Source organism: Bacillus swezeyi (genome assembly GCF_001969815.1).
Taxonomy (GTDB): Bacteria; Bacillota; Bacilli; order Bacillales; family Bacillaceae; genus Bacillus; species Bacillus swezeyi.
The window spans coordinates 509,323-533,069 of the sequence record NZ_MRBK01000006.1 but is presented as its reverse complement, the minus strand read 5'-3'; the positions used below and the strand labels follow the sequence as shown (position 1 = coordinate 533,069).

The 23,747-nt window shown below is 43.3% G+C and carries 24 protein-coding genes; 20 read left to right on the top strand and 4 right to left on the bottom strand.

All coding sequences use genetic code 11. The features are described 5' to 3' along the window. The first annotated feature begins 29 nt into the window (after nt 1-29). From BTA30_RS08835 to BTA30_RS08785, 11 genes are all read left to right on the top strand, one after another. On the top strand, nt 30-1,037 hold the full coding sequence (locus BTA30_RS08835) for an LLM class flavin-dependent oxidoreductase (protein ID WP_076760869.1): 1,008 nt from the start codon (nt 30-32) through the stop codon (nt 1,035-1,037). A gap of 340 nt (nt 1,038-1,377) precedes the next feature. Beyond that, nucleotides 1,378-2,715, top strand: coding sequence for an arabinose-proton symporter AraE (gene araE / locus BTA30_RS08830; RefSeq protein WP_239693679.1), 1,338 nt, complete (start codon nt 1,378-1,380; stop codon nt 2,713-2,715). A 528-nt stretch (nt 2,716-3,243) separates the two neighbouring features. After that, a complete protein-coding gene (locus tag BTA30_RS08825) occupies nt 3,244-4,284 on the top strand; it encodes a sugar-binding transcriptional regulator (RefSeq protein ID WP_076760867.1) in 1,041 nt (346 codons plus the stop codon). Between the two features lie 33 nt (nt 4,285-4,317). Beyond that, nucleotides 4,318-5,325: a type I glyceraldehyde-3-phosphate dehydrogenase gene (gene gap / locus BTA30_RS08820; RefSeq protein ID WP_076760866.1), complete on the top strand. Its 1,008-nt coding sequence runs from the start codon at nt 4,318-4,320 to the stop codon at nt 5,323-5,325. A gap of 165 nt (nt 5,326-5,490) precedes the next feature. Then, complete coding sequence (locus BTA30_RS08815; RefSeq protein WP_076760865.1) at nt 5,491-6,675, top strand: phosphoglycerate kinase; 1,185 nt, start codon at nt 5,491-5,493, stop codon at nt 6,673-6,675. A 30-nt stretch (nt 6,676-6,705) separates the two neighbouring features. Beyond that, nucleotides 6,706-7,467 carry a triose-phosphate isomerase gene (gene tpiA / locus BTA30_RS08810; protein WP_076760864.1) on the top strand — a complete coding sequence of 254 codons (762 nt, stop codon included), beginning with the start codon at nt 6,706-6,708 and terminating at the stop codon, nt 7,465-7,467. Then, complete coding sequence (gene gpmI / locus BTA30_RS08805) at nt 7,460-8,995, top strand: 2,3-bisphosphoglycerate-independent phosphoglycerate mutase (protein ID WP_076760863.1); 1,536 nt, start codon at nt 7,460-7,462, stop codon at nt 8,993-8,995. The genes tpiA and gpmI overlap by 8 nt, the downstream gene beginning before the upstream one ends. A gap of 22 nt (nt 8,996-9,017) precedes the next feature. Continuing rightward, nucleotides 9,018-10,310 (top strand): phosphopyruvate hydratase, encoded by a 1,293-nt coding sequence (gene eno, locus BTA30_RS08800; protein WP_076760862.1) that lies wholly within the window; start codon nt 9,018-9,020, stop codon nt 10,308-10,310. A gap of 267 nt (nt 10,311-10,577) precedes the next feature. Continuing rightward, nucleotides 10,578-11,210 (top strand): type 1 glutamine amidotransferase family protein, encoded by a 633-nt coding sequence (locus BTA30_RS08795; protein ID WP_076760861.1) that lies wholly within the window; start codon nt 10,578-10,580, stop codon nt 11,208-11,210. A 194-nt stretch (nt 11,211-11,404) separates the two neighbouring features. Then, a complete protein-coding gene (locus tag BTA30_RS08790) occupies nt 11,405-12,352 on the top strand; it encodes an ABC transporter substrate-binding protein (RefSeq protein ID WP_076760943.1) in 948 nt (315 codons plus the stop codon). A gap of 137 nt (nt 12,353-12,489) precedes the next feature. Further along, nucleotides 12,490-14,283 carry a zinc ribbon domain-containing protein gene (locus BTA30_RS08785; protein ID WP_076760860.1) on the top strand — a complete coding sequence of 598 codons (1,794 nt, stop codon included), beginning with the start codon at nt 12,490-12,492 and terminating at the stop codon, nt 14,281-14,283. Nucleotides 14,284-14,322: 39 nt separating this feature from the next. On the opposite strand, the gene BTA30_RS08780 is transcribed toward BTA30_RS08785, so the two are convergent. Next, nucleotides 14,323-15,129, bottom strand: a complete 807-nt coding sequence (locus BTA30_RS08780; RefSeq protein ID WP_076760859.1) for a zinc ribbon domain-containing protein — start codon at nt 15,127-15,129, stop codon at nt 14,323-14,325. Between the two features lie 172 nt (nt 15,130-15,301). On the opposite strand from BTA30_RS08780, the gene BTA30_RS08775 reads away from it, so the two are divergent. After that, the gene (locus BTA30_RS08775; protein ID WP_076760858.1) at nt 15,302-15,934 is read left to right on the top strand and encodes an NAAT family transporter; all 633 of its coding nucleotides are present in this window, start codon (nt 15,302-15,304) and stop codon (nt 15,932-15,934) included. 60 nt (nt 15,935-15,994) lie between these two features. Here the strand turns inward: BTA30_RS08775 and BTA30_RS08770 are convergent, their stop codons facing one another. Next, nucleotides 15,995-16,513, bottom strand: a complete 519-nt coding sequence (locus BTA30_RS08770) for a GbsR/MarR family transcriptional regulator (RefSeq protein WP_411813141.1) — start codon at nt 16,511-16,513, stop codon at nt 15,995-15,997. 278 nt (nt 16,514-16,791) lie between these two features. On the opposite strand from BTA30_RS08770, the gene BTA30_RS08765 reads away from it, so the two are divergent. The 7 genes from BTA30_RS08765 to BTA30_RS08735 all read left to right on the top strand — a co-directional run bounded on the left by BTA30_RS08765 (nt 16,792) and on the right by BTA30_RS08735 (nt 22,344). Then, on the top strand, nt 16,792-17,931 hold the full coding sequence (locus tag BTA30_RS08765; RefSeq protein ID WP_076760856.1) for a betaine/proline/choline family ABC transporter ATP-binding protein: 1,140 nt from the start codon (nt 16,792-16,794) through the stop codon (nt 17,929-17,931). 20 nt (nt 17,932-17,951) lie between these two features. After that, nucleotides 17,952-18,605, top strand: coding sequence for an ABC transporter permease (locus BTA30_RS08760; protein WP_076760855.1), 654 nt, complete (start codon nt 17,952-17,954; stop codon nt 18,603-18,605). A 13-nt stretch (nt 18,606-18,618) separates the two neighbouring features. Next, a complete protein-coding gene (gene opuCC / locus BTA30_RS08755; protein WP_076760854.1) occupies nt 18,619-19,536 on the top strand; it encodes an osmoprotectant ABC transporter substrate-binding lipoprotein OpuCC in 918 nt (305 codons plus the stop codon). Between the two features lie 19 nt (nt 19,537-19,555). Next, on the top strand, nt 19,556-20,233 hold the full coding sequence (locus BTA30_RS08750) for an ABC transporter permease (protein WP_076760853.1): 678 nt from the start codon (nt 19,556-19,558) through the stop codon (nt 20,231-20,233). A 186-nt stretch (nt 20,234-20,419) separates the two neighbouring features. Beyond that, nucleotides 20,420-20,788 (top strand): GntR family transcriptional regulator, encoded by a 369-nt coding sequence (locus BTA30_RS08745; RefSeq protein ID WP_076760852.1) that lies wholly within the window; start codon nt 20,420-20,422, stop codon nt 20,786-20,788. Continuing rightward, entirely contained in the window at nt 20,789-21,664 is an 876-nt protein-coding gene (locus BTA30_RS08740; RefSeq protein ID WP_076760851.1) for an ATP-binding cassette domain-containing protein, read from the top strand. After that, nucleotides 21,661-22,344 (top strand): hypothetical protein, encoded by a 684-nt coding sequence (locus tag BTA30_RS08735; RefSeq protein WP_076760850.1) that lies wholly within the window; start codon nt 21,661-21,663, stop codon nt 22,342-22,344. The genes BTA30_RS08740 and BTA30_RS08735 overlap by 4 nt, the downstream gene beginning before the upstream one ends. A gap of 42 nt (nt 22,345-22,386) precedes the next feature. Here BTA30_RS08735 and BTA30_RS08730 read toward each other — a convergent pair whose 3' ends face one another. Both BTA30_RS08730 and BTA30_RS08725 read right to left on the bottom strand, forming a co-directional pair. Beyond that, nucleotides 22,387-22,785 (bottom strand): helix-turn-helix domain-containing protein, encoded by a 399-nt coding sequence (locus tag BTA30_RS08730; protein ID WP_076760849.1) that lies wholly within the window; start codon nt 22,783-22,785, stop codon nt 22,387-22,389. Between the two features lie 155 nt (nt 22,786-22,940). Beyond that, nucleotides 22,941-23,342: a helix-turn-helix domain-containing protein gene (locus BTA30_RS08725; RefSeq protein WP_076760942.1), complete on the bottom strand. Its 402-nt coding sequence runs from the start codon at nt 23,340-23,342 to the stop codon at nt 22,941-22,943. A 152-nt stretch (nt 23,343-23,494) separates the two neighbouring features. Between BTA30_RS08725 and BTA30_RS08720 the strand changes: the two genes are divergently transcribed. Beyond that, nucleotides 23,495-23,728, top strand: a complete 234-nt coding sequence (locus BTA30_RS08720) for a helix-turn-helix domain-containing protein (protein WP_164470226.1) — start codon at nt 23,495-23,497, stop codon at nt 23,726-23,728. Nucleotides 23,729-23,747 lie beyond the last annotated feature (19 nt).

Sequence of the window (23,747 nt, the reverse complement as noted above, 5' to 3'; positions counted from 1 at the left end):
ACAATACTCATCAGGAAGAAGGAGAAAAAATGTCAGCACAGCATTTTAAAAATACAAAGTATTCCGTATTGAATCTGTCTCCTATCGTACAAGGCGGAAATGCGGCCCAATCCTTTAAACATTCCATGGATTTGGCGCGCCATGCCGAAGAATGGGGCTATCACAGGTTCTGGCTGGCTGAGCACCATAATATTGATGGTGTTGCGAGTTCGGCCACATCTGTTTTGATCGGCTATATTGCCGGAGGAACAGAGAAGATTCGCGTCGGATCGGGCGGTATTATGCTGCCGAACCACTCTTCCCTTGTGATTGCGGAGCAATTCGGAACGCTTGAGTCGCTCTATCCCGGAAGAATTGACTTGGGGCTCGGCCGGGCGCCGGGAACGGATCAATTGACAGCGCGGGCATTAAGACGGAACCTCAACAGCGGCGAAGATTTTCCAGAGCAATTGGAAGAGCTGCGCAATTATTTTAAACCGTCCGGAAATGTGAGACATCATGTGCGTGCGATCCCGGGGGAAGGACTTGATGTGCCGATTTGGCTGCTCGGTTCCAGCGGATTCAGCGCCCGTCTTGCGGGAGAGCTCGGCTTGCCGTTTGCGTTTGCGGCTCATTTTTCGCCGGCAAATACGGTGCCTGCTTTAGAACTGTACCGCAGCTCATTTAAGCCCGGTGTATTGGACGAACCGTATGCGATGGTCGGAGTGACCGTCATAGCCGCTGATACAAACGAGAAAGCGCAGCGCCTTGCGACATCGCACTATCAGAAATTTTTAGACCTTGTCAGGGGAGCGCCGACCCAGCTCAAGCCGCCTGTCGATGATATGGACCAAATCTGGACGCCGCGTGAGAAAGCAATGGTAAATGAACAGCTCAGCTCTACGATCATCGGAGGGCCAGAAGAAGTGAAGGAAAAGCTTGAAGACTTTATCCAAACCACTCAGGCGGATGAAATCATGATTAACTCGGAAACATATGATCATGCAGATAGACTGCGCTCCTTTGAAATCAGTGCAGATGTATGGAAAAACGGATAAAACGGAGATCAAAAAGCAATGGAATGGCAAAACCCGTCCATTGCTTTTTTTATTTTGAAATGGATTTGCCTTGATCGTATTTTAGTATATCTATTCCTCTACATGTGGACACATAAATTTCAATATAACAGAGCAATAAATCTATAAAAATATTGACAGAAAATACAAATATAATTATTCTATAATTGTACGTACTAATTTAGGTTTGTATTCTTTGATTATAAGATATGTACGGACAACAAGACCCCGTATTGAAAGCGCTTTATTGAAATTCTCAGGAGGAGAGGCAAATCATCCAGCTCAGGCAGAAACGAATGTTCCAGTTTCCAAAAGCCATTCAATGGGATTTGTCATTTTGATTTCGTGTGCGGCGGGACTCGGCGGTTTATTGTATGGATATGATACGGCAGTCATATCCGGCGCAATCGGTTTTCTGAAAGATCTGTACCGCTTGAGCCCTTTTATGGAAGGCCTTGTGATATCCAGCATTATGATTGGGGGCGTTGTAGGAGTCGGAATTTCCGGTTTCTTAAGCGACCGGTTCGGAAGGAAAAAAGTCTTGATGACGGCGGCTCTGTTGTTTGCGATATCCGCGATCATTTCGGCCCTTTCTCAAGACGTGTCGATTTTAATCATTGCAAGAATCATCGGCGGTTTAGGGATCGGCATGGGTTCATCACTGTCTGTCACGTACATTACAGAAGCGGCGCCGCCTGCCATCCGCGGAAGCTTATCTTCCTTATATCAGCTCTTTACGATTTTGGGCATCTCCGCGACCTACTTTATCAATCTTGCCGTCCAGCGATCCGGTACATATGAATGGGGCGTACACACCGGCTGGAGATGGATGCTCGCCTATGGAATGGTTCCATCCGTTATCTTTTTCCTTGTGCTCCTGGTTGTGCCGGAAAGCCCGAGATGGCTGGCCAAAGCCGGAAGAACAAAAGAAGCATTGAGGATTCTTACACGCATTAATGGGGAAGCTGTTGCAAAAGAAGAATTAGAGAACATTGAAAATTCATTGAAGATAGAACAGATGGGATCATTATCCCAGCTCTTTAAGCCGGGCCTCAGAAAGGCGCTGTTCATCGGGATCTTGCTGGCGCTGTTCAATCAGGTCATCGGCATGAACGCCATCACATACTACGGGCCGGAAATATTTAAAATGATGGGATTCGGACAGAATGCCGGATTTGTTACAACTTGTGTCGTCGGTGTCGTAGAAGTCATTTTTACTGTGATTGCAGTTCTGCTCATTGATAAGGTCGGACGTAAAAAGCTGATGTCCATCGGCTCCGCCTTCATGGCTATTTTTATGATTTTAATCGGTACATCTTTTTATTTTCAATTAACAGACGGATTCATGCTGGTCTTCTTTATTTTGGGTTTTGTAGCCGCATTCTGTGTATCGGTCGGACCTATCACATGGATTATGATTTCTGAAATATTCCCGAATCACCTGCGGGCGCGCGCCGCCGGCATTGCGACCATCTTCTTATGGGGAGCCAACTGGGCGATCGGACAATTTGTACCGATGATGATCAGCTCATTAGGCCTTGCGTATACCTTCTGGATTTTTGCAGTCATCAACATTCTCTGCTTTCTGTTTGTTGTCACGATTTGTCCTGAAACCAAGAATAAATCGCTGGAAGAGATCGAAAAGCTTTGGACAAAATGAAACGTTTTAAAAGTGGTCAAGCTTTCTCAGGACTGTCGGCAACAGCATCACTCTATAAAAACCAAAACTTTTTTTGAAAACGCTTCAAGTCCAGGGCCTGACTTACACAGGACATTGACGGCGGTGTTTTGGATAACCGCCGTTGCTTGTTTTTCACAGGATGTCATGACGGCGGCGTTCGGACAGGACGTTTAGCCGCCGTTCTTTTTTTATCATTCGTAAGCGCCGAAACGCAGCTGTGACGATGAATACAAGCGTTGGCGGGCAAGCTGTTTTTTATGGCGGATTCACTTTTTGATAACATTTGCATAAGATAAAGATGAGAGAAACATCATTAGAATAGAAAAACCAGGTGTGACAACTGTGCGAATATTGTCGAGGAAATGTTTCTTAACAGTTGAATAAACATTTTAACCCTGTTAAAATAATAAATGAAAGCAGGAGCAATTTTTTTTTGGCTGAGGTGGGACGTTTTCAGTCATAGCGGGACATAAAATGTCCATGTTGAGATGAAAGGAACGTTTTGGCATGAATCAACTAATACAGGCTCAAAAAAAATTATTGCCGGATCTACTCGATGTCATGCAAAAAAGGTACGAAATTCTGCAGTACATAAGGCTGACTGAACCGATCGGCAGAAGAAGTCTTGCCGCCAGTCTCGGTATAAGCGAGCGGATTTTAAGGGCGGAGGTTCAGTTTTTAAAAGAGCAAAATCTCCTTGAAATCAAAACGACCGGCATGACACTGACACCTGAAGGATCTGACCTGCTGAAAATCCTTGAAGATACAATGAAGGACGTTTTAGGATTGACCCTTTTGGAAAATACATTAAAAGAGAGGTTGAATCTCGAACAGGTCATCATTGTGTCAGGAGACAGCGACCATTCCCCATGGGTCAAAAAAGAGATGGGGAGAGCGGCTGTCACATGCATGAAAAACAGGTTTAAAGGGGAAAATATCGTCGCCGTTACCGGAGGCACGACCCTGGAAGCCGTAGCCGAAATGATGAAGCCTGACTCGAAAAACCGCAAGCTGCTTTTTGTTCCTGCAAGAGGCGGACTCGGTGAAAACGTCAGAAATCAGGCGAATACGATCTGCGCCCATATGGCCGAGAAAGCTTCCGGTACATACAAACTGTTATTTGTGCCGGGCCAGTTAAGCAAAGAAGCATATTCTTCTATTATTGAGGAACCTTCTATTAAAGAAGTGCTTCAGACCATTCAATCGTCCAGTATGGTGATTCATGGAATCGGGGATGCTAAAACAATGGCAGAACGAAGAAATACACCTGAGGAAGATTTGAAGACGATAGAAGAAAATAAAGCTGTTGCAGAGGCGTTCGGCTATTATTTTGACCGTCACGGAGAGGTCATCCACAAAGTGCACAGCGTCGGCATTCAGCTGGAGGATCTTGACTCGATCCCCAACATTATTGCAGTGGCGGGAGGCTCATCAAAAGCGGGCGCCATTGAGGCTTACTTTAAAAAACCCCGCAATACGATTCTGATTACAGATGAAGGAGCCGCAAAACAGTTATTAAGGGAAGATTCTTCCCTCAATATATATTAAATATCTCTCATTTACTTAAAGGAGGAAATCATCATGGCAGTAAAAGTCGGTATTAATGGTTTTGGTCGTATTGGACGTAACGTATTCCGCGCAGCATTGAAAAATCCTGAAGTTGAGGTTGTAGCAGTTAACGATTTGACAGACGCTAACATGCTTGCTCACCTATTACAATATGATTCAGTACACGGAAAATTGGATGCAGAGGTTTCTGTAGACGGAAACAACCTAGTTGTTAACGGTCAAACGATCGAAGTAACAGCTGAACGCGACCCTGCTAAACTAAGCTGGGGAAAACAAGGCGTTGAAATCGTTGTTGAATCAACTGGTTTCTTCACAAAACGCGCGGATGCGGCTAAACATTTGGAAGCTGGCGCGAAAAAAGTCATCATCTCAGCTCCAGCAAGTGAAGAAGATATCACAATTGTTATGGGTGTTAACGAAGATAAATATGATGCGGCAAACCATCAAGTGATCTCTAACGCATCTTGCACAACAAACTGCCTTGCGCCGTTTGCAAAAGTTCTTAACGACAAATTCGGCATCAAACGCGGTATGATGACAACTGTTCACTCTTACACAAACGATCAGCAAATTCTTGATCTTCCGCACAAAGACTACCGTCGTGCGCGTGCGGCAGCTGAAAGCATCATTCCTACAACAACTGGTGCAGCGAAAGCCGTTTCCCTTGTACTTCCTGAACTGAAAGGCAAACTGAACGGCGGAGCAATGCGTGTTCCTACACCAAACGTATCACTTGTTGACCTGGTTGCTGAACTTGACAAAGAAGTAACAGCTGAAGAAGTAAACGCAGCGTTTAAAGAAGCAGCAGAAGGCGAATTAAACGGAGTTCTTGGATACAGCGAAGAGCCGCTTGTATCTAAAGACTACAACGGCAATGCTAACTCTTCTACAATCGATGCCCTTTCTACAATGGTTATGGAAGGCAGCATGGTGAAAGTGATTTCTTGGTATGACAACGAAAGCGGATATTCTCACCGTGTAGTTGACCTTGCCGCTTACATTGCAAAACAAGGTCTTTAATCCGAAAGCAGATTGAAAAGAATCAGGCTTGGTTCTTGAAGAGAGAAACGCTATAATGAAAGCGGACAAGGGAAGGGGATACACACTCCCTTTCCCTTTTTCCATATACATCAGGGATTTCCGTTTTCAGGATTGTAATTCATTTAAAGGAGGAACTCCTGAGTCATGAACAAAAAATCAGTAAAAGACATTGATGTAAAAGGCCGTGTTGTTTTCTGCCGTGTTGACTTTAACGTTCCAATGAAAGATGGGAAAGTTACGGATGATACGAGAATCCGCGCTGCACTTCCGACAATTCAGTATTTAACAGAGCAGGGGGCAAAAGTTCTTCTCGCAAGCCACTTGGGCCGTCCTAAAGGCCAGGTTTCAGAAGAGCTCCGTTTAACTCCTGTGGCCGCAAGACTTGGCGAACTGCTTGGCAAAGACGTGAAAAAAGCAGATGAAGCATACGGTGATGCAGTAAAAACACAAATCGCCGACATGAAAGACGGAGACATTCTCGTATTAGAAAATGTCCGTTTCTATCCGGGAGAAGAAAAAAATGACTCCGAGCTTTCAAAAGCATTTGCTGACCTTGCGGATGTATACGTCAATGACGCATTCGGAGCGGCTCACCGGGCTCACGCTTCAACTGCAGGCATCGCAGAGCATCTTCCGGCTGTCGCAGGCTTCCTGATGGAAAAAGAGCTTGAAGTGCTCGGCAAAGCTTTGTCAAATCCTGAACGTCCGTTTACAGCGATTATCGGCGGAGCAAAAGTAAAAGACAAAATCGGCGTGATCGAAAGTCTTCTTGAGAAAGTGGACAACCTGATCATCGGGGGCGGTCTTGCTTACACATTTGTCAAAGCGCTTGGACATGAAGTGGGAAAATCCCTGCTGGAAGAAGACAAAATTGAATTGGCCAAGTCTTTCATGGACCGGGCTAAAGAAAAAGGCGTAAACTTCTACATGCCTGAAGACGTGCTTGTTGCAGACGACTTCTCAAACGACGCCAATACGAAAATGGTGCCGGTCAGCGAAATTCCTAGCGACTGGGAAGCGCTTGACATCGGAGCAAAAACACAAGAAACATATGCTGATGTGATCAAAAACAGCAAGCTTGTCGTTTGGAACGGACCGATGGGCGTGTTTGAACTTGACGCGTTTGCCAAAGGAACCAGAGCGGTCGCTGAAGCCTTAGCAGAGGCAAAAGATACATACTCTGTCATCGGCGGAGGAGACTCTGCAGCTGCGGTTGAAAAGTTCGGCCTTGCCGATCAAATGAGCCATATTTCAACAGGCGGCGGAGCTTCCCTTGAATTTATGGAAGGCAAAGAACTTCCAGGCGTAAAAGCATTAAACGATAAATAAGCACAAAACACTGCATAAGGAGTGGAGCACATGAGAAAACCAATTATAGCCGGCAACTGGAAGATGAATAAAGTCCTTTCAGAAGCTGTAAGCTTCGTTGAAGAAGTAAAATCTTCTATTCCCGCAGCAGATAAAGCAGAAGCTGTTGTCTGTGCGCCCGCACTGTTCCTTGAAAAGCTGACATCAGCTGTAAAAGGCACAGACCTGAAAGTCGGCGCGCAAAACATGCACTTTGAAGAAAGCGGCGCTTTCACAGGTGAAATCAGTCCTGCAGCTTTGAAAGACCTTGGAGTCGAATATTGCGTCATCGGCCACTCCGAGCGTCGTGAAATGTTTGCCGAAACCGATGAGACTGTCAACAAAAAAGCGCATGCTGCCTTCAAATACGGCATTGTGCCAATCATCTGCGTAGGTGAAACGCTCGAAGAACGTGAAGCAAACAAAACGAACGAGCTTGTTGCTGACCAGGTGAAAAAAGGACTTGCAGGCTTAACAGCTGAACAAGTAGCTGCTTCAGTCATCGCATACGAGCCAATCTGGGCCATCGGAACAGGAAAATCTTCAACATCTCAAGATGCAAATGAAGTATGTGCGCACATCCGCAAAACCGTAGAAGCTGAATTCGGACAAGCTGCAGCTGACAGCGTCCGCATCCAATACGGCGGAAGCGTAAAACCTGCGAACATTAAAGAATACATGGCGCAGTCTGATATTGACGGTGCTCTTGTTGGCGGCGCAAGCCTTGAAGCGCAGTCTTTCGTGCAATTATTGGAGGCAGGTCAATATGAGTAACAAGCTGGCCGCACTCATCATTTTAGATGGGTTTGGACTACGAAACGAAACCGTTGGAAACGCAGTAGCTCAAGCGAATAAACCGAACTATGACCGCTATTGGAACAAGTTTCCCCATCAGACGCTGACAGCGTCAGGAGAAGCGGTGGGCCTTCCCGACGGACAAATGGGAAACTCGGAAGTCGGCCACTTGAATATCGGCGCCGGGCGGATCGTTTATCAAAGTCTGACGCGTGTGAACTTAGCGATTCGCGAAGGTGAATTCGAACAGAATGAAACATTTATTGCCGCTATGAAGCATGCGAAAGAAAAAGGCACAAATCTCCACCTGTTCGGACTGCTGTCTGACGGCGGAGTTCACAGCCATATCCGTCATTTGTACGCGCTCTTAAAGCTTGCGAAAAAAGAAGGCGTTGAAAACGTCTATATTCACGGCTTCCTAGACGGCCGCGACGTAGGTCCGCAAACAGCGGAGACATACATCAAAGAGCTTCAGGAGCAAATCGAAGAAATTGGCGTCGGTGAAATTGCAACATTGTCAGGCCGCTATTACTCAATGGACCGCGACAAGCGCTGGGATCGTGTTGAAAAAGCGTATCGCGCTATGGCATACGGCGAAGGACCGTCATACCAAAATCCGCTTGATGTCGTGAAGGATTCCTATGAAAACGGCATTCACGATGAATTCGTCATTCCTTCCGTCATTACTAAGGAAAACGGTGAGCCTGTTGCGACAATTCAAGACGAAGACGCCGTGATTTTCTACAATTTCAGACCTGACCGGGCGATTCAGATTTCCAACACATTCACAAATGACGATTTCCGTGATTTTGACCGCGGAGACAAGCATCCGAAAAACCTTCATTTCGTCTGCTTGACGCATTTCAGTGAAACGGTTGACGGATATGTGGCATTCAAGCCTGTCAATCTCGACAATACAGTCGGCGAGGTTTTATCCCAAAACGGGCTGAAACAGCTTCGCATTGCCGAGACTGAAAAATATCCGCACGTCACATTCTTTATGAGCGGCGGACGTGAAGAGAAATTCCCGGGTGAAGAACGCATCTTAATCGATTCGCCTAAAGTTGCAACATACGACTTGAAACCTGAAATGAGCGCTTACGAAGTGAAAGATGCGCTTGTCAAAGAAATCGAGGCTGACAATCATAACGCGATCATCCTCAATTTCGCCAACCCTGATATGGTTGGACATTCCGGAAAAGTAGAGCCGACGATCAAAGCGATTGAAGCGGTTGATGAGTGTCTCGGCGAAGTGGTTGACGCGATCCTTGCAAAAGGCGGACACGCGATCATCACGGCCGACCACGGCAACGCAGATGTGCTGATTACTGAAGAGGGAAAACCGCACACTGCCCATACGACAAACCCGGTTCCGGTGATCGTCACGAAAGAAGGCGTGACACTAAGAGAAGGCGGAATTCTTGGGGATCTGGCACCAACCCTTCTGGATTTGCTCGGCGTTGAAAAGCCGAAAGAAATGACAGGAACTTCATTAATTCAAAAATAAGATTTAAAGGAGAGAAATAAACATGCCATACATTGTTGATGTTTATGCACGTGAAGTATTAGACTCCCGCGGTAATCCCACGGTTGAAGTAGAAGTATACACTGAATCAGGAGCTTTTGGCCGTGCGCTCGTTCCAAGCGGAGCGTCCACTGGTGAGTATGAAGCTGTTGAGCTTCGCGACGGTGACAAAGACCGCTACCTTGGAAAAGGTGTTTTAACAGCTGTTAACAACGTAAACGAACTGATTGCCCCTGAGCTTCTTGGCTTTGATGTGACAGAGCAAGTATCAATCGATAAATTGCTAATTGAGCTTGACGGAACTGAAAATAAAGGCAAACTCGGCGCCAACGCCATCCTTGGTGTTTCAATGGCTGTTGCACGTGCTGCTGCTGATTTCTTACAGATTCCTCTGTACCAATACCTTGGAGGATTCAATTCAAAAACACTCCCTGTACCGATGATGAACATCGTAAACGGCGGAGAGCACGCGGACAACAACGTTGACATTCAAGAATTCATGATCATGCCTGTCGGCGCGGAAAACTTCCACGAAGCGCTTCGCATGGGAGCACAAATTTTCCACAGCCTGAAAGCAGTCCTTTCTGCTAAAGGAATGAACACAGCTGTTGGTGACGAAGGCGGATTCGCTCCAAACCTTGGTTCTAACGAAGAAGCGCTGCAAACAATCGTTGAAGCGATCGAAAAAGCAGGATTCAAACCTGGCGAAGAAGTGAAATTGGCAATGGATGCTGCATCTTCTGAGTTCTACAACAAAGAAGACGGCAAATATCATCTTGCAGGCGAAGGCGTTGTGAAAACATCTGCTGAAATGGTTGACTGGTACGAAGAAATGGTTTCTAAATACCCAATCATCTCTATCGAAGACGGTCTTGATGAAAACGACTGGGAAGGTCACAAACTACTGACTGAGCGCCTTGGCTCAAAAGTTCAGCTTGTCGGAGACGACCTTTTCGTAACAAACACGAAAAAGCTTGCTGAAGGCATCAAAAACGGTGTCGGCAACTCCATCCTGATCAAAGTAAACCAAATCGGTACATTGACTGAAACATTCGATGCCATCGAAATGGCAAAACGCGCAGGATACACTGCTGTTATCTCTCACCGTTCAGGTGAAACAGAAGACAGCACAATCGCTGACATCGCTGTGGCGACAAACGCCGGACAAATCAAAACTGGTGCGCCATCACGTACAGACCGTGTTGCGAAATACAACCAGCTTCTTCGCATCGAAGATCAACTGGCTGAAACTGCGCAATACCACGGTATTCAATCTTTCTACAACTTGAACAAGTAAGCATAAAAAGAGCTTGGCCGTTTGATTCGGCCAAGCTTTTTTAAATGTAATTAAATTCCCAAGGAAAGAGATACATGCTTCTAAGTAGGAAGACAGATCCGACTATACCAATTGTGAAATACTTTTAAGTTACGGCAAATCTATTCAAGGTTTTGAAGTTCTGTCGGAATTAAAAAAATTTCATCAAGTCATTCAATACCCTGACAATAGCTGTCAGGGTATTGAATTATAATAGGGAATATCAATTGCGATTGGAGTGTTTATTGGATGCAAACAAAAAAAGTTTATCTTTATGTATTTAATACAATGTCAGACTGGGAATATGGATATTTAATTGCTGAACTAAACTCAGGAAGATACTTCAAAAAAGATTTAGCACCTTTAAAAGTAGTTACAGTAGGAGCTAATAAAGAAATGATTACTACGATGGGAGGGCTGCGTATAAAACCGGATATTTCCCTTGATGAGTGTACTCTTGAGAGTAAAGATCTTTTAATTTTACCTGGAGGGAATACTTGGGGAGAAGATATTCATCAAGCGATCTTGAAAAAGATTGGCGAAGCTTTAAAGCTTGGCACTATTGTTGCTGCAATTTGTGGTGCAACTGTGGGACTAGCGAATAGCGGATACTTGGATGATAGAAAGCATACAAGCAATGACTTAGAGTATATGAAGACGGTCTGTCCTAATTATAAAGGAGAAACATTTTATGAGATGGAATCTGCAGTATCTGATGAGAATCTGGTTACTGCATCCGGAGTAGCTCCCCTGGAATTTGCGAGGGAAGTATTGAAAAAATTAGACGTATTTGCGCCAGATACATTGCATTCTTGGTATAATCTAAATAAGACTCATAAACCCGAATACTTCTTCCAGTTAATGAATTCAATCAATAAATGAGCTAAAAATTTAATACCATGCTTTAGACGATGTCAAAGCATGGTTTTTGTATATGGAAAAGCACATCCCGTCATAAAGCGGCTTTTAGCACTATGCAAAAAAGATTTATAGGAATTCTTATTGACATTAGTGTGATTCATTATATAATCTAGTTGATAATGAAAATCACTTGAGAAAAGGAGATACATAATGTGATGAAACGTCTTAAATGGTTTACGCTGTTTGCTGCGCTGTTCCTTTTATTAGCCGCCTGCGGAAATAAAGATTCAGATACATCTGCGGACAAGAACGAAGGCAAAGATTCTTATACTGTAAAACATGCAATGGGGACTGCAACCATCAAAGGTACGCCGAAAAAAGTGGTCGTATTGACAAATGAAGCGACAGAAGCTGTGCTTGCCCTGGGCGTCAAGCCGGTCGGCGCCGTGCAGTCATGGCTTGGAGATCCGTGGTATGACCACATCAAAGATGAAATGGACGGCGTTGAAAACGTCGGAACAGAGACTGCTCCGAATATCGAAAAAATCGCCAGCCTTAAGCCGGATTTAATTATCGGAAACAAAGTGCGCCAGGAAGAAGTGTACGACAAATTAAGCGCGATTGCGCCGACCGTTTTTGCTGAAACATTGTCAGGAGAATGGAAAAACAACTTTATGCTGTCGGCAGAAGCCCTCAATAAAAAAGATGAGGGAGAAAAAGTCATCGCCGATTTTGATAAGCGAGTCGAAGACATGCACGACAAGCTCGGCGACAAAGTGAAACAAAAAGTCTCACTCGTCCGCTTTACAGATGCTGATGCCCGCATTTACCATAAAGCGTCATTCGCCGGAACGATTTTAGACCAGCTCGGTTTTGCTAGACCGAAAGGCCAGGAAGCCAATGATTTGGGACAAATGGAAGTCACAAAAGAACAGATACCTGATATGGACGGGGATGTGCTTTTCTATTACACCTATGAGACAGGTGATGACAAAGCAAGCGCTATTGAGAAAGACTATGTCAATGATCCGCTTTTCAAAAACTTAAGCGTTTCTAAAAAAGGAAACGTTCATAAAGTGAGTGATGCCATCTGGAATACAGCGGGAGGCGTCCTTGCAGCGAATCTAATGCTTGATGATATCGAAAAATACTTTTTAAAATAATCATGCCCTATCAAACCAAATGGATGACCAGCATTCGTTTGGTTTTTTAGTTCCGCCGGGCTAAAAAATAAATTCCTCCTTACGATAAATATAGTATAAAATAATCATGTGTGTGTTCGGAAAATAGGAGGAAAGTCATGAATTTTTGCAAAGAATGCGGAAGTGAATTAACGGCTAAGGCCCAGTTTTGTAAACATTGCGGGACTGGAACTGACGGCGGGCGATCAGCTCATGAAGAACAGAATGATCGAGAGACGCTGCAGAAGCCCAAAATGACAAAGAAAAGAAAAATGATGCTGGCCGCAATTGCCGCATGCTGTATCTTGTTGTTTGCAGGCTACAAAACCGGCGAGGACCTGACATCGAAGGAAAAATTAATCAGCGACTTTGAAAGTGCGCTCGATCATGAAGATGCAAAGAAAACAGCGAAACTGCTTCAATCATCAGATGTCGATCTGACCATAACAGAAGAAAACGTCAAACCGCTGATGACTTATTTGAAAGAACATCCGGAAGAAGAAAAGGAACTCATCTCTTCATTAAAAAACAATAATGAAAATCAAATGGTTTCAATTGAAAGGTCAGGCAGGCACTTTTTCATCTATGAACGCTATGTGCTGAATGCAGCTCCCGTCTACTTAACAATCAAGACAAACTATAAAGACGCTGATCTATTTGTTAATGGGGAAAAGGTGATGACAGCACAAAAGGAAAACTTTGAAAAAAAATTCGGGCCGTATCTTCCGGGCGTATATGATGTGGAAGCAAAGCTGAAGAACGATTTTACCGAACTGACGAAAACAGAAAAAGTCAATGCATTAGAAAACGATACGGACGTTGATATGGATCTTGATGGCCATAAGGCAAAGCTCGTATTCGAAGACGGCTATGAAAAGATCAAAGGGACGCTGTGGATCAATGATCAAAAAACGAAGATCAATCCTTTTAAAGGCGCATCATTTGGTCCTGTGCTGACAGACGGTTCTATGTCTGCTACGGTTGAAGCGGAATTTCCCTGGGGAAAACTCAAAAGCAAGAAAACGCCGATTGACAGTACTGAAATCCAGGTCAACCTTGCTTCAAATCAACATTTTACGAACCAGATGATGAATAGCATTGTAAAACATTCGAAAGAAGAGACGAAAGCTTTCGCAAGTGGAAATGTCAAGGAAATGACCGTTGCCGCGCCATCTTATAAAAGCGATCTGAAAGAAAGGATAGACGGATTTAAAAGCACCAGCACATATTACAAAGACACCTATTTATCAACCGTATTTGACCTTGATTCTTTCCGGCTATATACCGAAGACGGCAAGTGGAAAACGGATGTCGAGGGAATTGAAAAGCACAAATCAGCCTATTATGACGATGACAATGCTCCGAATTTGGAAGAAAACGAAAATGGGTATACGTATACACTGGTCTACTCCGATGATCAGAAAAAATGGCTTGTCGAAAAAAACGATCCTTCAAGCTTTATAGACATCCAAAACAAAAAAGAAATTAAAAATGACAAGCCGCAAGAATATACATCGGCATGGGCATCTGCAAAAGGAGCATCCAAAAATGTTTCAGCAGGCGAAGAACTGACAGACCTCAAAGTCGCTTCAGCGGTGGAAGAGTATTTATACAGCCTTCAAGATGCAATCAACGGAAATGATTTTGACTTGGTCGCTGACAACTTGAAAGAAGGAAGTTCGCTTTATGCTGATCAAAAAGAGCTGGTCGCAAAATTAAATCGCAGCCATACAGAAGAGGAAGTCGTCGACTTCAGCGTCAAGAGCTGGGAGCAAAACGGATCTGACGCAACGATCAAAACACTTGAAAAAATCAACATCATCAGGAATGGGAACGCACAGTTAAAAACCTATCATTGGACATATCATGCCGTTGTCGAAGACGGAAAGGTGCTGTTGACATCAATAGAATAGTAAAAAGCCTTTTTTCCTCCAGGAAAAAAGGCTTTTTGCTTAAAACATCCGGCTCAAAATAGAGCCTCCGATCCCGCCCAGATATTCAAGAAACAAATCTCCCATCACACGTATTGCAATAAATGTCATCAAATAAACGAGCAGTGTGGCGTAGATCATATCTACAGCGCCTTTTGCTTTTTCTTGATAACTGTAAAGAACGGCCGGAGGGATCAAAAAGACAACACCGCAAAGGCCGAAAAATAAAACATGCAAAAACAATGACGTTTTCATCAATGATAAAAGCAAAGCAGCAAGCAGAAGAGCCGCGAAAGGAATAAGAACAGTTCCGAAACGTCCAAGCACTTCTTTAAAAGAAGCCTGTACACCCTGAATTCGTAAACCGGCGTATGTAAAAACAAATAATAAGAAAATATAAATAGCAAAGGTAAAAGCCGGCTTTACGGCGATTTCAAAGAATGTCGGCATAGCGTAGGATTGGCTGAAGACTCCGCTATATTGTCCTAAAGAATCAAAAAAGCCTTTTAGACCGAAATAAAAACTCAGTGAAACGGCAAGGGCGAACACCGCCATCGTAATGATGCTGTTTGCAATATGCTGTTCTCCCGCATGTTTCATCTCTGTGTACGGGCGCTTCAATACCCTTAAACAAAATGAAAAGTACATGGAGGATGCCTTTTTCGTCGCTTCCACATACCTTTGGGACTGCGATCTGTCAGCGGCATTTTGAACGTTTTCGCTGCCTGCAGCATTCTGAACACTTTCGCTGTCCGCATTCAGATTTGTCCCGCAGTTCTCGCAAAATTTTCCGCCATCTGTTTGATGGCCGCATTTCGAACATGTCATAAAAATAAATTCTCCTTTTAAAATAGTTATTTTTTCCTATCTGAAAATTCATTATAAATGAAAATGCAGCCGAATGTAATAGATATTTGAAAGTTTAATCCGCCATCACCTGAGGTGAAAATCGAATATCCGCTTTATGTCAAATGTTTCATCATCAGAAAGGAGTGACAATATGTTTGCATTTATCATCCACGTTTTTGTCTCATTGTTCGCCGTCACCAATCCGATCGGCAATGTGCCGATTTTTCTTGCACTTACAGAAGGATATCAAGCAGAAGAGCGCACCGCATTGGCGAGAAAGGCTGCAATATTGTCCTTTCTCATCCTGATCGCGTTTCTGATTTTCGGTGAAATGATCTTTCGGATTTTTGACATTAACATTCATGCATTGCGGGTTGCAGGCGGCATTTTCATCTTTGGAATTGCCTATAACCTTCTGAATGCCAAACAATCACATGTTCAGTCGCTGCATCATGAAGAGCATCGGGAAAGCAAGGAGAAAGAGGATATTTCTGTGACACCGCTCAGCATTCCGATTATCTCGGGACCCGGCACAATCGCCACAGTCATGAGCCTTTCGGCCGGAAACCGCAGCCTGTTTCATTTTGGCGGAATGATCGCCGGTATTGCCGCGGTGCTCCTGCTGACCTTTGCGGCCTTTCATTATTCAACACTGATCAGCAACAAATTGGGACAGATGGAAATGAATGTCATTACAAGGCTGATGGGTCTGATTTTGGCAGTAGTGGCCGTCGGCATGATTGGAACGGGGCTGAAAGGCATGTTTCCAATAATGGCCGGCTAAAGCTGATGATAAAAATCATTCGCTGCTCAGAAAAGTCGGCACAGGCAGCTTTTTTTAAGGCTATGATGGCTTTGGCACATGCTTGAAAACGTCTTCACTTTCGAGAAATGCGATCAGATTGTCAAGCCACTTACAGTAATCGAGCCATTGTTTTGTTTCCTCGAGAAGGTCATTGATCTTTTCTTCCGTTTCCGCCGAGAGCGATTCCTTCTCAAGCGCTTCTAAAAGCTCCCTTCTGATTTTTTTCCCGATCATCCGATTTTTTTTCACGACCTTGCTCCAATTTGCCGTAAACAATGAAATAAATGTTTGATAATAATCCTGTTCGACATCGTATAAGTCTTTGCGGACGCCTTTTTCAAAAACTTTTTCAGCTATATTCAAATCGAGCATTTCGCGGACAACCTGGCTCATTCTTGTTTTGCTCATGCCCGTAGCTTCAGACAGTTCATTTAAGGTCATCGGCTTTCTGTTCATGTAAATGATCCCCAAAACACGGCCGACAGTTGATGATATACCATACGTATTCATATTTTCTGCGATTTTTTCTATAAAATGTTCTTCAGCTTGTTCAATCATTTTTAAAACGTTTTCTTCCAAAGCACATCATCCTCTCAGACAGCCGATTTTATTGTCAATATATCATAATTTTGTTAACCATTGAAAACACTAAAATGAAAGAAAAATGAAGGAATCGGCCGTTATATTAAGAATTTCCGGCATATTCATTTGATGAATATATTATTTTATGTCTTATACGTGTATTTTAAACACATTGTAAACTTTTTATTTTACAAAGTGTATCCTATAATAAATAAGATGTTGAAATTTTTAAATAATAGTTGGAGGTGTGTTTATTGCTGAAGTTAGAGAATGTATCAAAGGTTTATAAAGGCGGAAAAAAAGCTGTCAACAGCATTAACCTAGATATAGCAAAAGGAGAGTTTATCGTCTTCATCGGACCCAGCGGATGCGGAAAGACCACGACGATGAAAATGATCAACCGGCTGATTGAACCTACTTCAGGAAGCATTTACATCGACGGAGAAAACATATTGGATCAGGACCCTGTAGAACTGCGCCGGAAAATCGGTTATGTCATCCAGCAGATCGGGCTTTTTCCACATATGACGATTCAGCAAAATATCACTCTTGTGCCAAGACTTTTGAAATGGCCGGAAGAAAAACGTAAAGAGCGGGCGAAAGAATTGCTTCAGCTCGTTGACATGGGACCGGAATATTTGAGCCGCTATCCTCACGAATTAAGCGGCGGACAGCAGCAGAGGATCGGAGTGCTGCGGGCGCTTGCGGCCGAACCCCCGCTGATTTTAATGGATGAGCCTTTTGGAGCGCTGGACCCGATTACCCGTGATTCGCTTCAGGAAGAGTTTAAAAAACTGCAGAAATCCTTAAACAAAACGATCGTCTTTGTCACGCATGATATGGATGAAGCGATTAAACTCGCCGACCGGATCGTGATTTTGCGTGCGGGTGAGGTCGTTCAGGTCGGTACGCCTGATGAGATTTTGCGCAATCCTGCGGATGAATTTGTTGAGGAGTTTATCGGAAAAGAGCGGCTGCTTCAGTCAAGACCTGATATCGAGCATGTCGAACAAGTGATGAACCCCAATCCGATAACGGTGACAGGCGAAAAAACCCTTTCTGAAGCGATTCAGATCATGAGGGAGCAGCGTGTTGACTCATTGCTTGTCGTTGATGAAGACCATGTCTTAAAAGGGTATATCGATGTCGAAATCATTGACCAAAACCGCAAAAAAGCCGGGACGGTCGGAGAAGTTCTGAGTCAGGACGTTTACTCTGTTCAGGAAGGCACACTCATCAGGGATACCGTCCGTAAAATTTTGAAAAGAGGGTTCAAATACGTTCCTGTTCTTGATGAAAATGGGCGCCTTGTCGGCATTGTAACAAGGGCAAGCCTCGTGGATATCGTTTACGACTCTATTTGGGGCGAAGAAGACAGTCTTGTCCAAAGTTAATGGAAGGAGGTGCATCGATCATGTATCAAATGATTCAATTTTTACAGAAGAATGGCGGAGAAATGCTTTATAAAACATGGGAGCACTTATATATATCGGTCATTGCCGTACTGCTGGGCATCATTGTGGCTGTTCCGCTCGGGGTTCTTTTGACGAGAATGAAAAAAGGCGCAGGTACGGTTATCGGCGTTGTCAATATTGTTCAGACATTGCCAAGCCTTGCAATTTTGGCATTTTTTATTCCGCTGCTCGGCGTGGGAAAGATACCTTCGATCGTCGCGCTATTTTTCTATTCAGTCCTACCGATTCTAAGAAATACTTATATAGGCGTAAAAGGCGTCAATCGAAATTTGCTGGAATCTGGAAAGGGAATCGGTATGACTGCATGGGAACAAATCCGCCTCATCGAACTGCCGCTGTCGGTTCCGGTGATCATGGCGGGCATTCGTACATCGACCGTGTATTTAATCGGCTGGGCGACGCTCGCTTCATTTATCGGCGGCGGCGGCCTCGGGGATTATATCTTTATCGGGCTCAACCTTTACCAGCCCGAATATATTATCGCCGGAGCGGTGCCTGTTACCATATTGGCTATTCTGATCGATTATTTCCTGTCGAAAACCGAAGACAAAGTCACACCTGAAGGATTGAAAGGGATGAAGGAAGTATCATAAGGAGTTGGCTTTTATGCAGAAGAAAAAACTAAGTTTGTTCGGAGCTCTTATGCTTGTGTTTTCACTCTTCATGAGCGGCTGTGCCTTGCCTGGACTGGGCGGAGCTTCTGGTCAAACAATCAAAATCGGATCGCAAAGTTTTACCGAATCTGAGATCATGGCAAATATGCTCGCTCAGCTGATCGAACATGACACAGATTTAAAAACCGCGCTTGTTAAAAATCTCGGCTCAAACTATGTCCAGCATCAGGCAATGCTTGGCGGAGACATCGACATTTCAGCCACGCGCTATTCAGGCACAGACCTGACAAGCACGCTTGGAAGGGAAGCGGAAAAAGATCCGGAAAAAGCGCTTAAAATCGTTCAGAAAGATTTTAAAAAGAAGTTTAACTATAAATGGTATGATTCCTACGGTTTTGATAATACGTACGCATTTACCATCACAAAAGAATTGGCTGAAAAAGAAAACTATGAAACCATTTCCGATTTGAAAAAAGACGCTGGCAAGCTGAAGCTCGGGGTGGACAATGCCTGGCTGAAAAGAAAAGGCGACGGATATCAAGGGTTTAAGCAAACATACGGCTTTGAATTTGGTTCAACCTTTCCAATGCAGATCGGCCTTGTCTATGATGCCGTTAAAAACGGAAAGATGGATATCGTCCTCGCTTATTCAACGGACGGCAGGATCAAAGCATATGATTTGAAAATATTAAAGGATGACAAGCGCTTCTTCCCTCCGTATGACAGTTCACCGGTCGTGCCGGAAAAAGTGCTGAAGGAGCATCCCGAACTTGAAGGTGTCATCAGCAAACTGATCGGAAAAATCGACACCGAAACGATGCAGGAGCTCAATTATGAAGTCGATGGAAAACTGAAAGAGCCTTCTGTCGTCGCCGCGGAATTTTTGAAGAAGCACAATTATTTTCAGTAAAAAGGGAGGGGTAGATCAAATGGAAGTGCTGCAACAGCTTTGGACCTACTATGCGCAAAACGGAGGCTATGTTCTTCATGAATTTTACCGCCATTTTCTCATGTCGGCTTACGGTGTCTTATTCGCGGCAATCATCGGCATTCCTACCGGTATTTTCATCGCCAGATATCGAAAAGTGAGCAGATGGATCTTTTCCATCACAAATGTCATTCAAACGATTCCGGCGCTGGCGATGCTTGCCGTTCTTATGCTCGTCATGGGGCTTGGCGCGAACACGGTCATCCTGTCTCTGTTTTTGTATTCGCTCTTGCCGATTATCAGAAACACCTATACGGGAATCATCAGCATTGAGCATGCCTATCTTGAATCGGGAAAGGCGATGGGCATGACGAAGTTTCAAGTGCTGCGGATGGTTGAGCTCCCCCTTGCATTATCCGTCATCATGGCGGGGCTTAGAACAGCATTGGTGATCGCCATCGGCATCACTGCAATCGGCACCTTTGTCGGCGCAGGGGGGCTCGGTGACATCATCGTCAGAGGATCAAACGCAACAAACGGAACAGCGATCATTTTGGCAGGCGCAATCCCGACCGCGCTGATGGCCGTCATCGCCGATCTTTTGATGGGATGGCTCGAGGGCGTGCTGAGCCCGGTCAAAAATCGTAAAGGTCAGGCGCCGAATCCTGATGCTGCTTAGAAGTCAGGGTGTTTAAAAATGAATATGATAAAAAAGCTTGCCCTACTGCATCCTTATTTACGGATGCAGTATGCAGGCTTTTTTGTTTTAAAGAAAAAATTGACACACGCTTTTATTTGTTAAATGGTTAATTACATGACTAATTAACCATTTAAGTGGAGCCTATGAAAGAAGGGGAAGGTGTGGATGCCGAGTTTCAATGAAAAGCAGCCAATATTTCAACAAGTTTCTGAAATGATTGAAAATGACATTTTGAAAAATCTCTATCAGGAAGGCGATCAAATTATCTCAACAACTCAAATTGCAAAAACATTTCAAATCAATCCTGCTACTGCAGTGAAAGGCATTAATTTGCTTGTAGATCAGGACATTCTTTTTAAAAAAAGAGGAGTCGGTATGTTTGTGAAGACCGGGGCAAGAGAAAAGATTCTCACAAAAAGGCGAAAAGAATTTTATGAAGACTTCATTATTAGGTTATTGGACGAGGCAAAGAAACTAGAATTATCCAATGAAGATATTGTTGCTTTAATCATGAAAGAAAGCGGTGAACATTAATTGGAAGACATTCTTGCTTGCAATCATTTAACAAAATTTTATAAAAACAACAGAGCTGTTCATAATGTCAATCTCACCTTTCAAGAAAAGACTATATATGGATTAGTAGGGAGAAATGGCTCCGGCAAAACAACAATTCTGAAAATGATAAGTGGACAGACGTTTAAAGATAATGGAGACATTTATATTAAAGGGAATCTCCTGAGAAAAGGGGAGATACACCGAGATATTTGTTATGTAAAAGATAAAAACAAATTTTTGGGGAACAGCACAGTCGCAGAGGTTCTCAAAACAGCCTCCTCATTCCATAAAAATTGGGATAGGAACGTCTCTAAACGTTTGGTGCAGGAATTCGGCCTGAATCCGCAAGAGAAATGCCGAAAGTTATCAAGGGGAATGGAAACGATGCTTGCAATCACTATTGGTATAGCAAGCAGATCTCCTATTACCATTTTTGATGAACCTGAGCTTGGTCTTGACTCTGTGGCAAGGGAAAAATTTTATCAACTTTTATTGGAAGATTATACTGAATATCCGCGAACAATCATTTTGTCCACTCATTTAATAGATGAAGTAGCAAAGATGCTTGAAAAAGTATATGTCGTTCATGCAGGAGAAGTCATTTTCCATGAGGATATTGAAGAGCTGAGAAACAAAATGTTTTCATTATATGGAAATGAGGGAAAAATTGATTCACTTATAGAAGATAAAACGGTTATCCACAGTGAAAAGATTGGAAGCAAAAAATCAGCAGAAGTATTGCATCATTTCAGTTCTGAAGACATTCGCGCATTGCAAAAATCAGATGTTACAGTCGAAAATTTAACCGTTCAACAGTTTTTGACTCATCTGCTTGAAAGGAAGAAAGACCAATGAGTCAAATAATGAGTGTATGCAAAGCAAATTTTACATTTATCAAGCCATATTTGTATATATATTTATGCATGGATTTCGTTGCTTTTATCATCAATATGTTTTTTTCAGCAGCGGGAATCAATAGTCATACTGAGGTATCATATGCTAATATCGCTACAGCCTTTCTTTTTGCCATTCCTGTTATTTTGCCGTTTTTTGTTTATAAGCAAGTACTTTATTTAGGTGCTTCCCGGAAGGATTATTTTTTTGGAACGATCTTATTATTTACGCTGTCTTCCTTTATTTTTTCATTATTAAATATAGGCTGGTATTATGTTGAGTTACATATTCTAGTTGAGTTTAAAGACTATTTTAATATTATTCATATTTTTGGATGGGACCAATCAGGATTTTTAGGCATGTTTTTTTATCAATTTTTTGCCTACATGCTAGTGACAGCTGCACTATATTTATTGTTCTCTGCTTTTTGGAGCAAAAAAGGGTTTGTGTTATGGATGGCTGCGGCTGCTATTATTTCTGTTAGTACGTCTATCGGAAAGTTAAGGGAAGTGGCAGCTGAAGTGATAGGCTTTCTGTTATATAACCCAAGCCTACTGCAGAGTGTTGGATATGAGTTAATTTTGACGGCCATTTTATTATTCGCTTGTTGGGGGTTATTTATTAAACAAAGGCAGGTTTGACTTGCAGCAAGCCGAATTTCTAACAAAAAGAAATTCGGCTTTTTAAGATTTCCGCTTCCCTGCTTCACTCACCAAAAAGTGAAAATATTGCTCCAGATTTAAAATATCCTCGCGGGACAGGCATTCCCATTTGCCAGGATCAAACAGCCACAGTTCTTCAGTCTCATGTTTGGCTGCGATGTCTTCCATCGTAAGGTAGACCGGCGGGTGTTCGCGGATTTCGCCTGCGGTCATATAACCGGCGATGTCCATTAATTGTTCGTACGGCATTTTCAGGGCATCGGCCAATTTTCTGATCGTCGCCGGCTTTGGCACTCCGCGGTGCCCGTTTTCAATTCTGGAAATGGTTGCAGCGCTTAAACCGGCGTACATTGCAAGCTGGTTGACCGAAAATCTCTTTTGTTCGCGCAGCTCTTTCAGCTGCTCGCCGAATGTTTTCATCGCGATCACCTCGAATCTGATATGTATCATTTTAATACAAATATTGACTAAAGGAAACAGTTCATCCGGAAAAATATTGACAAAAGTTAACATAAGGGATAAAATAACAGCAAGAAAATGAACAGGCTAAAAGAAGAGAACGCCGGAGCTAAGTTTTAGGATTGATGCCGGGTGCTTGCCTCCTGTACGAGAAAGTTGAAATACTTGTCCAGGTTTTCAATATCCTTCTTTGAAAGCACCTGCCATTTTTCGCTGTCAAACAACGAAAGATTCTCCAGCTGATATTGAGAAACGATGTCGTAGATGGAATCGTAGCTGCTTCTTGACTCCTGGATTGTTGTGGCGTTGATATAGCCGGCTGAGGTCATCAATTCCTCATACGGAATTTTCAAAGCGTCGGCAAGCTTCCTGATCGTTGCGGGCTTCGGCACCCCCCGCTTTCCGTTTTCAATTCTCGAAATGCCGGCAGAACTGACGCCCGAATACATCGCAAGCTGGTTGACGGTCAGCTTTTTCCGCTCTCTTAATTGTCTTAAATGATGTCCAAAGTTCGTCATGGCCAAAACCTCGCAATCTCTTATTATAAAATATTTTAGTACGAATATTGACTATAGGAAACATCTGGATAAGAAAAGTATTGACAAAAGTTAACAAAGCGTTTATGTTAAATGTAGATAAAAAGAAATATAAAACAAAAGAAGGGGGAGTAATAATGGTAAAAAAGATTCATATCAAAAGAGATTTTGTTCTTCAATATATGATTGAACACAATCTCTCCTTAAATCAGCTTGCCATTGAAATCGGCGTATCCCCGGCAACATTGAGCAGAGTTTTAAATGGAGAAAGGAGGCCCGGACAGCTTGTCATCGGCAAGATGATTCAGTATTTCAACAAAAAATTTGAAGATCTCTTTTACTATAAAGATGTTGACAAATGTCAATAAAGAAAGGAAAAAAGGAGGC